Annotated in this window: 10 protein-coding genes; 8 read left to right on the forward strand and 2 right to left on the reverse strand. The window is 42.1% G+C overall.

Translation table 11 applies throughout. The annotated features are described in order from the left end of the window. Positions 1-131: 131 nt before the first annotated feature. Positions 132-1,055 carry an MBL fold metallo-hydrolase gene (locus tag NE473_RS29395; RefSeq protein ID WP_055652461.1) on the reverse strand — a complete coding sequence of 308 codons (924 nt, stop codon included), beginning with the start codon at positions 1,053-1,055 and terminating at the stop codon, positions 132-134. A gap of 144 nt (positions 1,056-1,199) precedes the next feature. Beyond that, positions 1,200-2,096, reverse strand: coding sequence for a LysR family transcriptional regulator (locus tag NE473_RS29400; RefSeq protein ID WP_055652462.1), 897 nt, complete (start codon positions 2,094-2,096; stop codon positions 1,200-1,202). A 310-nt stretch (positions 2,097-2,406) separates the two neighbouring features. On the opposite strand from NE473_RS29400, the gene NE473_RS29405 reads away from it, so the two are divergent. The 8 genes from NE473_RS29405 to NE473_RS29440 all read left to right on the forward strand — a co-directional run bounded on the left by NE473_RS29405 (position 2,407) and on the right by NE473_RS29440 (position 12,670). Then, positions 2,407-4,092 carry an ABC transporter substrate-binding protein gene (locus NE473_RS29405; RefSeq protein WP_055652463.1) on the forward strand — a complete coding sequence of 562 codons (1,686 nt, stop codon included), beginning with the start codon at positions 2,407-2,409 and terminating at the stop codon, positions 4,090-4,092. A gap of 80 nt (positions 4,093-4,172) precedes the next feature. Further along, entirely contained in the window at positions 4,173-5,126 is a 954-nt protein-coding gene (locus NE473_RS29410; protein ID WP_055652464.1) for an ABC transporter permease, read from the forward strand. Next, positions 5,123-6,010 carry an ABC transporter permease gene (locus tag NE473_RS29415; RefSeq protein WP_341465645.1) on the forward strand — a complete coding sequence of 296 codons (888 nt, stop codon included), beginning with the start codon at positions 5,123-5,125 and terminating at the stop codon, positions 6,008-6,010. The genes NE473_RS29410 and NE473_RS29415 overlap by 4 nt, the downstream gene beginning before the upstream one ends. A gap of 13 nt (positions 6,011-6,023) precedes the next feature. Then, positions 6,024-7,022: an ABC transporter ATP-binding protein gene (locus tag NE473_RS29420; protein WP_055652465.1), complete on the forward strand. Its 999-nt coding sequence runs from the start codon at positions 6,024-6,026 to the stop codon at positions 7,020-7,022. Then, complete coding sequence (locus tag NE473_RS29425; protein WP_055652466.1) at positions 7,015-7,971, forward strand: ABC transporter ATP-binding protein; 957 nt, start codon at positions 7,015-7,017, stop codon at positions 7,969-7,971. Before NE473_RS29420 ends, NE473_RS29425 begins: the two co-directional genes overlap by 8 nt. Before the next feature lie 97 nt (positions 7,972-8,068). After that, complete coding sequence (locus NE473_RS29430) at positions 8,069-9,445, forward strand: MATE family efflux transporter (protein ID WP_055652467.1); 1,377 nt, start codon at positions 8,069-8,071, stop codon at positions 9,443-9,445. A 78-nt stretch (positions 9,446-9,523) separates the two neighbouring features. After that, complete coding sequence (locus tag NE473_RS29435) at positions 9,524-10,906, forward strand: MATE family efflux transporter (RefSeq protein WP_055652468.1); 1,383 nt, start codon at positions 9,524-9,526, stop codon at positions 10,904-10,906. A 42-nt stretch (positions 10,907-10,948) separates the two neighbouring features. Then, positions 10,949-12,670, forward strand: a complete 1,722-nt coding sequence (locus NE473_RS29440; protein ID WP_055652469.1) for an ABC transporter ATP-binding protein — start codon at positions 10,949-10,951, stop codon at positions 12,668-12,670. Positions 12,671-12,795 lie beyond the last annotated feature (125 nt).

Genomic DNA, 12,795 nt, shown 5'->3' on the forward strand with positions numbered 1-12,795 from the left:
AGAATAAGGGATACCACATCCTTTCAGACCAGCGGATAACGGTGGTCTATTTGTTGTACCTGAAATTCAATCAACAATAAATTTTGAAAATTTTTCATTTTCCTATTGACTTTTTATTTGCAGGCTTCATTTTATAAAATATCTACAGGTTCTTCACCTTCGTCAATAATCCTTTGTGGATTAAAGCCAACCTGAACGGCTCCGTAATGAACTACGGCGCGTTTAAAATTTTCTGCTGAGGACTCTGTAACCTCAGCGGTTCCATTAATGATAGAACGACAGGCCGCAATACAGTCATCCAGGGTGGTTGGAGGCATACTGAAGCCTGCGGTATCTGCACCTGGAGCGGTATGTCCGTTAAAGTTACGGTCGAATTTATGACGGTGACTGGCGAGATTAAGAAGTCCCTTTAGTGCGGTGTTTACACTGGTGCGCCCCAGCCCTAAGTTATAGTTGCAGCAGTCACCGGAAAACAGGATTCTGACACTGGGATCAATAAAAGCGCAGTGTCCGGCTCCGTGTCCCGGAACATAGACGGTTTCGACGACCCGACCGCCGCCAAGATCAAAAATCTGTCCATCTGTAAGGGGAAGAAATTGAGGCATTCTTTTAAAGCCCATGAATTTTAAATCGTCTAATTCGTAGAATTCCTTTGCACCCATATTAGAAGAAGGGTAATTCCATTCGCTTCCATCAGCCATTGGAATATGTATTCCACGTTCCATTGCACCGCGCCATAGCGCAGGATTTTGATGAAGCATGTCAACCAGATGTTCAGTATTGTGTGCAAAGTCATATTCCCTTGGATGGAGCCATACCTTATCCCACTGTGACATGGCACCGCAATGATCACCGTGAGCATGTGTAATAACAACATCATAGGGGAGTGGACAGAGCTTTTCAACCAGGCCTCTGGCATCAAAGGAACCGCAGCCGCAGTCAATTACTAATCCGCGATTTTCTCCAACCAAAACAAAAAAACTGGCCATGCCAAATTCATTAATATCGTAGGTCTGATATGCAATTTCGTAAATTATAGGATAATTTATCGCCATTTTTAATACCTCCTTTGTATGATTTATATAAAAATATTAGCAAATATTGAAAGTAACTACAATTCAGATTTGGCGCTAGCATTAATTCCGAAAAAGAATATAAAAAACGGAAACAGTAATTTGAAGTTTACTGTTTCCGTTTTTTTATGATTGTTCTGTATTAATTAAGTTATATAAAAATTTACGGAATATTTCCTGTTGAGGAGACAGTTCCTGTCCCTTTCTTGAAGCAATGACTAAAGGAAATTCCGGGCAGCCACGAATGGGGTAGACGTGCAAATTATCCAGTTTATAAGGGGTGATGTCACTTTCAAAGTAAACGGTTATTCCTTGGCCAAAGCTTACCATGCTGATAATCTGGTTTCTCCTGATATCAGAGGCATCAAAGGTGATGATGCGGGGAGGATGAGCCAGATTCAACTGATTACAGATATCATCGATAATTCTGCTAATGTGGACAGATTTTGTGAGGATTGTTTCATTCATTAAATCTGAAAAGGTGACGAAAGAATTACCGGCCAGACGGTGATTCTTAGGCAGGACAGCCATTAGAGGATCATGACAGAGCTGGGTAATTTCCCCATATTTTTCAATAGAGGATGAACGGTGTGTAATGATAAAGTCAAGCTTTCCTTCGCGCAAATCCATAGTAAGTTGTTCGGGATCTATATGCCTTAACATGTTTAAGGTTATCTCTGATGGCATCTGTGAAGATTGAAGACGCATACCCAGATCCAGAATATCCCACGAGGGTGTGATGCCACAGGAAATAATCTTTTTCACAGCATATTGCTTTAATCCTTCCAAAACATGATTAAATTCGGGCGCCAGTTTTTTCAGAGACTCATTAAAATAGTTTCCAGCCGGAGTAAGATAGACAGCACGATGTTTGCGGTTAAATAAATCGACACCAAGTTCATTTTCCAGACGAAGAATAGATTTGGAAACGGAAGACTGTGAAATATTATTCTGTTCAGATACTTCCCAAAAAGTAGAACCTGCTGCAATTTCCATAAAATATTTGATGGCTATTGTATCCATTAAGTAAATCCCCCCATTAAAATAAATCGTTATAACCAGTCAGATGATTAATTGCTGTTCTCAGATTGACTGCTAAAAATATTATATAATCTATTTGATATTTTGTAAAGTAATGCAATAAATTGCAAAATATTTCCATCAATTCAAAAATGGAATCAGAAAAGTTGCTCAAAATGAATTGATATATATGGAGATTGTAGGGTAAAATGCATATAAGCTAAGAGGTGATGTTGAGAACAGTCGAACGGGTACTGTACAAGGGAATGAGCATGGAGTGCTGTATTTAAATACTTTAAAAGGAGAGGTAAAAATGAGAAAAAACAGGGGTTTGGCAATGGTTCTTATGCTGGCGGTGATATCCAGTACGGTGATGGGGTGCGGTAAAAAGGCTGGAACGGATATGTCCGCATCGGGGACAACAACAGAGTCGACAGTTGCGATGTCAACAGGTAGTGCTGATTCCAACAGTGCGGCAGAAGACTGGTCGGAATTTAAAACAGCAGATGGGAAAACTGTGATTCGGGTAGGAATCGAAGCTGATCCAGGTACAATGGATCCGTATACAACAGGAAGTTCCAATGGTAAAAATGCAACAATTAAATCTACACTTTATCAGGCATTGGGAATGATCCAGGGAGTTGGCGGTGAATTGGCTCCGGAAATTGCGAAAAGTTGGGAAAAAGTGGGAGATGCTACATGGAATATCGAACTGTTTGACTATGTTCGTGACTGGAATGGGAATAACATAACAGCTAATGATGTAGTGTTTAGTTATGAGAAGGCAATTGCCAACAACAATAATAATACAAAATATATCGAAAGTATCAAGGCAACAGGTGATTACAGCGTGGAACTGACTTTAAACAGCACTGCAAAAACACTTTTTGAGAGAATTATGCAGAGCGTTTATATTGTCAGTCAAAAGGAATATGAGGCAAGTCCGGACAATATGGCGACCAATCCTGTATTAACTGGCCCATATAAGCTTGTAGACTGGGTTTCCGGATCCTCTATGGTAATAGAAAAGAATGAGGATTACTGGCAGACACCGGAAGAAGCAGCGAAGGATATTAACCAGCGGGCAAATGTGGACCGCATTGAATTTTCCGTTATAAAAGAAGCTTCCCAAATGGCTATTGCGCTGGAGACTGGAATTATTGATATGGTCTATAACCTCGATGCAACCGAGGCGGCGCGCTTTATGGAGGGCGGAGAGTCCGCAGAAGGATTCAATGTATTTACAACTGTAAATAACCTGACCCAGACGATGTTCTTGAATGTGGACACGAACAGTCCGTTTCATGATAATTTAGCCTTAAGGCAGGCAGTGTTATATGCCTTTGATTCTCAAGGTATGGTAGATGGCGCATCTAATGGATACGGTGTTCTATGCAAGACATTTGGTAGTAATGAATTGCCGGATTTCCAGGAAGAATGGAACAATGAAGATTATTATGAGTACAATCCGGAAAAGGCTAAAGAGTTGTTAAAAGAGGCCGGATATGCAGACGGAGAACTGAGCCTTCGTATCGTAACAAATAACAGTCCTATGAGAAATAAAATTGCACAGATTCTTCAGGCTTATTTGCTTCAGGTTGGAATTAATTCTGAGATACTGCCATATGAAGATACCTTGTTTAATACTTATAAGAATGACTCTACTCAGTGGGATATCCTTCTGGATAACTGTGGTACGTCCGATGAACTTATCGGTATGTGGAGAGGAAAGATGGACGCCACAAACTTTACAAATGGTACTGCCAACTTCGCTCATGATGATGAATTACAGCGGCTTGTAGTACTGGCAGTTGATACCAGTACAAACAGCCCTGAAACAATTAACGATCTGCATCAGTATATGAAAGACAATGCTTATGTATATGGCATCTATAACAACCTGGCATTTACCGTTTGCAGGAATGTCGTAACAGATATTGGAATGAACAGTACACCGTGGCTTTTGCCGTCGGCAAGCAGTTATGTCTGGAATAAATAACTTGTGAAATGTGGTGCAGTACAGTGAAACATGTCGCTGTACTGCACTGCTTAAAACTAAAATGATATGAGGTTATGAAGATGAAAAAATATATATTAAAACGATTATTATGGATGATTCCGGTAATACTTGGAGTTACAATTGCCATCTTCACTATCATGTACTTTGTTCCCGGAGATCCGGCTGTTATTATACTTGGTGCAGAAGCGACAGAGGCAGAGCTGCAGTCCAAACGAGAAGCACTTGGGCTGAATCGTCCCTTTCTGATTCAATTGGGCAGTTATATGAAGAATGTATTTCTTCATTTTGATTTTGGTACTTCTTACATAACAAACAACAGTATAACCAAAGAATTGCTGGCCCGTCTTCCCAGAACGGCTCTGGTCGGGTTTGTATCGATGCTTTTGATGTTGATAGTTGGCATTCCGCTGGGAATTACAGCGGCAGTCCATCAAAATGGGATTGGAGATCGGCTCTGCATGATTATCGCTCTCGCGGGCGTGTCAGTGCCCTCCTTCTGGCTGGGGCTGTTATTGGTTATTACTTTTGCGCTAAATCTTGGGATTCTTCCAGCTTCCGGTATTGGTGGTTTTCAGTATTATATACTGCCTTGTGTAGCCAGTGCATTTGGTGGAATTGCAGGTTTGGCCAGACAGTCAAGATCCAGTATGCTGGAGGTTATCCGATCTGATTATGTAGTGACAGCAAGGGCCAAAGGTCTTTCAGAGCGAAGTGTCATCTATGGACATGCTTTGCCAAATGCATTGATTCCTATTATTACTGTGGCAGGTTCCCATTTAGCTCATATTTTTGGCGGATCTGTTGTAATTGAAAATGTGTTCTCTATTCCAGGTATAGGCTCTTACATGGTCACAGCGGTTAATAACAGGGATTATACCGTAGTAACGGGATCAGTTATTTTCCTGGCTGTTGTATTTAGTCTTGTAATGCTTCTGGTGGATATTGTATATGCGTTTGTGGACCCGAGAATAAAGGCACAATACATTAATGGCAAGAAAAGGAGGGGAAAATGATGGATTCAGCTACCCTGACTGCTGCACAGACGATGAAGAGAAAGCAAAGCGCTAGTGCTGCAGTGTTAAAGCGTCTTCGAAAGAACAAAACGGCTATGGTAGGACTTATCGTTTTTGCCATACTGGCCCTGTCGGCGGTCTTCGCACCAGTGTTGACTCCCTATGGATACGCCACTATGGATTTAAAAATCGCATTCCAAGGCCCTTCTACAGCACACTGGTTCGGAACGGATGACTTGGGCAGAGATATTTTGACCAGAATTTTATACGGGGGCAGATACTCTCTGACAATTGGAATCATCTCTGTGGCATTTGCTTTGGTTGTTGGTGTTATTATTGGTACGATTGCAGGTTATTTTGGAGGAATGGCAGATAACCTGATTATGAGATTTCTCGATATCTTTCAGTCAATCCCAGGTCTTTTACTGACCATTGCTATCTCAGCAGCTTTGGGTTCTGGTTTTGACAAAACAGTTCTGGCGCTTTCGATCAGCCGTATTCCTGCATTTGCCAGAGTCCTTCGCGCTTCTATTATGAGAGTGAGAGACCAGGAGTATCTGGAAGCCGCGGAATCGATTGGTTGTGGAAAATTCCGAATGATTATGAGATATGTACTTCCAAATAGTCTGGCTCCGTTAATCGTGGAAGCAACTATGGGAGTTGCCAATACGGTCCTGACTGCAGCTTCTTTAAGCTATATTGGTCTTGGCGTTCAGCCACCTACTCCGGAGTGGGGGGCCATGCTTTCAGGAGCAAAGGGTTATATACGGGATTATTCCTATATGCTGACTTTCCCTGGTCTTTTCATCGCATTGACCGTTCTTTGTCTTAATATGCTTGGTGACGGCCTCAGAGATGCTTTGGATCCGAAACTTAAAAATTGATGGAGGTCAGAAGATGGAAGAGAAAACAACAGCTTTTTTGGAAGTGAAAGACTTGGTAGTAGAATATTCGTCAGGTGATGATGTAGTTCATGCGGTTAATGGAGTCTCTTTTTCGCTGGAACGCGGGAAAACACTGGCGTTGGTAGGAGAGACTGGTGCTGGTAAAACTACTATTGCAAAAACTATTATGAGAATTTTGCCGGATCCCCCAGCCAGGGTCCGGGGAGGCAGAATTCTTCTCAATGGCAAGAACCTGTTGGAGATGCATGAGACGGAGATGCGGAAAGTCCGTGGAGGCAATATCTCCATGGTATTCCAGGATCCCATGACTGCATTAAATCCGGTAATGAAAATTGGAAATCAGATTGCAGAAGTAATAAAAGTCCATAATGGGATAACGAAAAAAGAGGCGGCTGAGCGTGCGGCTGAAATGTTGGAAATGGTAGGCATTACGAGAGAACGCTATAATGAGTATCCGCATCAGTTTTCAGGTGGTATGAAGCAGAGGGTTATTATAGCTATTGCACTTGCCTGCAGCCCTGAACTTTTGCTGGCAGATGAACCAACTACTGCGCTGGATGTAACTATTCAGGCGCAGGTGTTGGAAATGATTAATGAATTAAGAAAAAAATATAATACATCTATGATTATGATTACCCACGATTTAGGTGTTGTGGCAAAGGTGAGTGATGAGGTTGCCATTGTATATGCAGGAAAGATTATTGAACAGGGAAGTAAGGAGGAAATTTTTGAACATCCAACTCATCCTTACACAAGGGGACTGTTTGGTGCCATTCCCAATATAAAGGCAGATGTCAGAAGGCTTTCCAATATTGAGGGGCTTCCACCAGATCCGACTCATCTGCCGGCAGGCTGCAGCTTTCATCCGCGTTGCCCTTATGCGACGGAAGAGTGTCAAAAGGATTCTGTTCCGATGAAGAAAGTCGGGGAAAGCCATTTCTGCAGCTGCCTTCACATACATGCTCCGAAGAAGGAGGTTCCCTATGCCTAACTTAATTGAAGTTAAAAACTTAAAGAAGTATTTTGATACCCCTAAGGGGAAATTACACGCGGTTGATGATGTTACATTTTCAATTAAAGAAGGAAAAACCATGGGGGTAGTGGGAGAATCAGGCTGTGGAAAATCGACTTTGGGACGTACCCTGATTCATCTTTTGGACAGTACCGATGGACAGATCATGTTTAATGGTCAGGATGTGACACGGGTCAATCCTAAGGATTTGAAGAGACTGCGGGAAAATATGCAGATTATTTTCCAGGATCCATACTCCTCAGTAAATCCGAGAATGACGGTTGAACAGACTATTAGTGAACCATTAATTCTGTCTAAACGTTTTACGAAAAAAGAATTGCAGTATGAGACAGAACGTCTGATGGACATGGTCGGTATTCACCAGCGACTTCGCCTGGCTTATCCTCACGAATTAGATGGAGGACGGCGGCAAAGAGTTGGAATTGGACGGGCCCTCGCCATGAACCCTAAATTTGTAGTATGCGATGAACCAGTTTCAGCACTGGATGTTTCCATTCAAGCTCAAATATTAAATTTGCTGATGGACTTGCAGGAACAAAATGGACTTACTTATCTGTTTATCACACATAATTTGTCAGTTGTGCGCCACATTTCCAGTGATATATGTGTTATGTATTTAGGACAGCTGGTAGAGACTTCTCCAACGAAAGACCTGTTTATTAACCCACTTCATCCATATACGAAAGCGTTGTTATCAGCGATACCGTCCATGGATATTCATGAACAGCAGGAGAGGATTCTTCTGGAAGGAGAATTGGTCTCTCCCATTAATCCCAAACCAGGGTGCCGTTTTGCCAGCCGTTGTAAGTATGCATGTAAGGAGTGTCATGAGCCTCAGAAACTGGAGGAAGTGCTGCCAAATCATTTTGTATCCTGTTGCAGAGCAAAAGAGCTGAACGGGCTATAATTGAATGCCCGCTCCGGCCTGAATTGGATTTTCCCGATTTCGGGTGGGAACGGGTATTTTTTGTGCTTTTTTTAAAATATGGAACGGAGGTGATTCGATGCAAACAGCAATAAAACAGAAAAAGGTGGGTACAAATCTTACAGAGGGATCCATTATAAAGACATTGCTTCTATTTTCCATTCCTCTTATTATGACAAATTTAATCCAACAGCTGTATTCAGTTGTTGATTTGATGGTGATCGGTAAGTTTGCCGGAAGTACTGGAACGGTTGGTGTAGCAATCGGAGGAGAGGTGGCAGATTTATTGACACCTATGGCTACTGCTTTTGCAGGAGCCGGACAGGTTTACATAGCGCAGCTGTCAGGTGCGAAGGATGACAGGCGGGTGAAAGAAACGGTAGGGACTCTGCTGACATTAATGCTTGGGTTATCTTTTGTATTTACGGTAATTGCTGTGATAACGCACCGTTCTATTTTGTCTTTATTAAACTGTCCTCCGGAAGCGTATTCCCAGGCTGTCTCTTATCTTATTGTTACGACTCTCGGTTTCCCATTTATCTTTGGTTATAATGCAATATGCGGAGTACTGCGCGGTATGGGGGAATCCAAAAGACCGTTGCTTTTTATTTCAATTGCCGCTGCGCTTAATATCTTTATGGATCTGCTGCTGGTGGCTGTTTTTCATCTGGGAGCAATGGGGACGGCCATTGCGACAGTGATTGCCCAGATAGGATCCTGTACTGCGGCATTTATATTCATGTATCGCAGGAAAGAACAGTTTGATTTTGAACTTAAATTGTCATATTTCAAGATAAAAAAAGAAGCGTTATTAATAATTTTGAAGTTGGGAATTCCCAAAATGGTTCAGACCGTATGTATCAGATTTTCACTGCTGTGGTGTAACGCACATATTAACAGTTATGGGCTGGTGGCCTCTGCGACTAACAGTGTGGGAAATAAGATTCAGAAAATGTGTACCGTGTTTGTCAGTGCAGTGGATACGGGGGCTGGAGCTATGATCGGTCAGAACCTTGGGGCGAGAAAGTATGACAGGGTAAAGAAAACTGTCTGGACAGCCCTGGGCTGTACGTTGACAGCCGCTGCTGTTGCATCATTTTTGGCTCTTCAAATACCAGAAGTACTGTATGGCTTTTTTACCAATGATCCTGCGGTAATTGAAATGGGAATCATTTATATGCGTATTCTGGTGCTTACATTTTTCTTATCAGCTCTTTTGGGAACATTTCAGGCCGTTGTTACAGGCTCCGGTTTTGCTTCATTCAGTTTCCTTATTGGGATGATGGATGGTGTTGTGTGCAGAATTGGCTTCAGTATTTTATTTGTTTATGGTCTGGGAATGGGAATTACGGGATTCTTTTATGGCAATGCTATGGCCCGATCTCTTCCTGCAGTTATTTGCTTCCTTTATTTTATCAGCGGAAAATGGAAAACAAGAAAGCTGTTGGTGGAATAAATAAGACGATTAAAGTCTTTGAAGGCTAAATCATAAGAAATGGCAATCTGAAAAATGATATTTAAAAAGGAGAACGTTATGAGTGCAGTCGCAGCAAAAAAGAAGGTTGGAAGAGATTTGACGGAAGGAAATATTTTAAAAACCCTGCTGATTTTTGCGATACCAATTGTATTGACGAATTTAATTCAGCAGTTGTATTCTATGGTGGACTTGATTATTGTGGGACAGTTTGTAGGAAGCACAGGGACAGTCGGTGTAGCGACCGGAGGAGAAGTGTCAGACTTAATGACGCCCATAGCGACAGCTTTTGCTTCAGCAGGACAAATTTACATAGCTCAGCTGTTTGGGGCAAAAGATATAGACAGAGTGAAAAAAACGATAGGAACTTTGCTTACATTAATGCTGTCGATTTCTTTTGTCTGTATTATAGGAACGGTGATCTTTCATCAGACTATTCTGGACCTTTTGCACTGTCCTTCGGAGGCGCTTACACAGGCCACTGTTTATATGATTATTACGACAATTGGCATGCCGTTTATATTTGGCTACAATGCAGTTTGCGGAATTCTTAGAGGGATGGGAGAATCAAAGCGGCCTCTGATCTTCATTTCTGTTGCAGCAGTGGTCAATGTGGTGGCCGATGTTTTTCTGGTAGCGGTGTTAAAGATGGAAGCGGCTGGAACGGCAATCGCCACCGTATTATCCCAGTTTGGAGCATTTGCAGCAGCATTTTATTATCTTTATAAACATCGGGAAGAGTTTGATTTTGAGTTGAAACTTTCGTATTTCCGGCTGGAAAAAGAATCACTGTGGATTATTATTAAACTTGGTATTCCTCAGTTTGTGCGGGTTATGCTGGTTCAGTCGTCTATGCTGTGGATTAAATCCAACGTAAATTCCTACGGACTTGTGGTTTCTGCAACAAACAGCGTGGGTGACAAGATTCAAAAATTCTTAAATGTTTTTATGAATGGTGTTGATGCGGCTGCTGGAGCGATGATTGGTCAGAATCTGGGAGCCAGAAAGCTGGACCGTGCGAAAAAAATTGTATGGAATACCTTTGGATGCTGTATATGTGTTGCGACATTTTCATCTTTTCTTGCGCTTACTATACCCAAAACTCTTTTTGGTGTCTTTACATCAGACCCGGCTGTCTTAGAGCTGGGAGTTACTTATATGAGAATTATGGTTTTGGCATTCTTTGCATCAGCGTGTACCGGATCCTTTCAGTCTATGGTTACGGGATCCGGGTTTGTGAGTCTTGGATTTTTAATTGGGATTTTGGATGGTGTAGTATGCAGGATTGGTTTTAGCCTTTTGTTTGTTTACGTGTTCAATCAGGGAGCTATTGGATATTTCTGGGGAACCGCATTTTCCAGGACACTGCCGGCTGTTCTATGTTATGCCTACTTTATCAGTGGTAAATGGAAGACAAGGAAACTGCTTACTGGAAATAAGTAGAGCTGATAGAAACGTACGGGGTATATCCGGGAAAGACGAGTTATGAAAAAGATATTTGTACATTATCTGAAGCCTTATTATCTTCGGATGGCAATGGGTTTTTTAATTAAGTTCACAGGAACTATTATGGAGCTTTTGCTGCCGTGGACACTGGCCTATATGATTGATACGGTGATTCCGGGAAATCAAAGGAGTGAGATTCTGCTTTGGGGCTTTTTTATGGTAGTCTGTTCCGTTCTGGCTGCGATATTTAATATTCTGGCAAATCGTTTGGCCTCCAGAGTGTCCAGCGATGCTATATACACTATTCGGGCGGATTTATTTGAGAAGGTGATGCTATTGTCTAACCAGCAGACGGATCAAATAACAAGGCCATCTCTGATTTCGCGTTTGACAAGCGATACCTATAATGTTCATCAGATGTTGGGAAGAATCCAGCGCCTCGGCGTCAGAGCTCCCATTTTGCTAGTTGGAGGTATCGCTATGACTATGGCTCTCGACCCTGTTTTGTCCTGTGTGCTTATGGCTACTATGCCGTTACTTACCATCGTGGTAGTACTAGTCTCCAGAAAGAGTATCCCCATGTTTGCAGCACTTCAGGATAGTACAGACCGGTTTGTGAGACTGGTCCGTGAGGACATTGCGGGGATTCGGGTTATTAAAGCCCTATCTAAGGAAGATTATGAGAGAGGCCGGTTTGATGTAGTGAATAAAGAGGTGGTGGATCGGGAGCGAACGGCGACAGTTACCACAGCAATTACGAATCCTAGCATGAATATTTTTCTTAATATTGGCCTTGTAGCGGTGATTATTGTCGGTGCATATCGAGTAGATCATGGCACTTCGGAAGTGGGTAAAATACTGGCGTTTATGACATACTTCACTATTATTTTGAATGCGCTTATGTCCGTGTCAAGGATGTTTATCATTCTCTCTAAGGCGTCAGCCTCAGCAGAGCGTATTAACAGGGTTTTGGAGGCGGAAAATGATCTGGTTTTAAGGAAAAGTGAGAGTGAAGTCGAAGTGGATTTGAAAGCAGATATTCCTCATATTGAATTTGACCATGTGTCATTTTCCTATAATAAAGGTGAAAATAATATTGAGGATATCAGCTTCAGCCTTAAACGGGGAGAAACACTGGGGATTATTGGAGCGACCGGTTCAGGTAAATCCACAGTGGTGAACCTCTTAATGCGGTTTTATGATGTAGGGAGCGGCGCGGTTCGCATCGATGGGAAAGATATTCGGACTATGAACATAAAGACGCTTCGGAAAAAGTTTGGAACGGTATTCCAAAACGATGTTATTTTCAAGGATACTATTTTGGAAAATATCAGGATGGGACGCACTCTCACGGTTAAACAGATTTCGGAAGCCACCGTTTATGCAAGAGCCAGCGATTTTGTAAAAGAGAAAGGCGGTCTCGGTCAGAAACTGGATATCCGTGGTGCCAATTTAAGCGGGGGACAGAAACAAAGAATATTGATTGCAAGAGCTCTGGCAGCTCAGCCGGAGATACTGGTTCTAGATGATTCTTCAAGTGCCCTTGACTATGAGACGGATGCAGCGCTTCGAAAGGAACTGCGGGAGCATTTTTCTGATACAACGTGCGTGGTTATCACTCAAAGAATTAGTTCTGTTATGGGGGCCGATCATATCATGGTGCTGGAAGAGGGAAAAATGACCGGTTTCGGAACGCATAGGGAACTAATGGAATCCTGTGAAATTTACAGGGAAATTGGCTGTTCACAGATGGGGATATAAAGCAATTTGGTAATATGTCAAGAGGAAAATGAAAAAGATTTTCTAAGAAAAGGGTAACTTTAATAAACCTACGGTTCAAAAGAAACGTAAGTTCGATATGCACTATGGATTACCTACTCTTTTCC

Source organism: Hungatella sp. SL.1.14 (assembly GCF_024460495.1).
GTDB classification, from domain to species: domain Bacteria; phylum Bacillota; class Clostridia; order Lachnospirales; family Lachnospiraceae; genus Hungatella; species Hungatella hathewayi.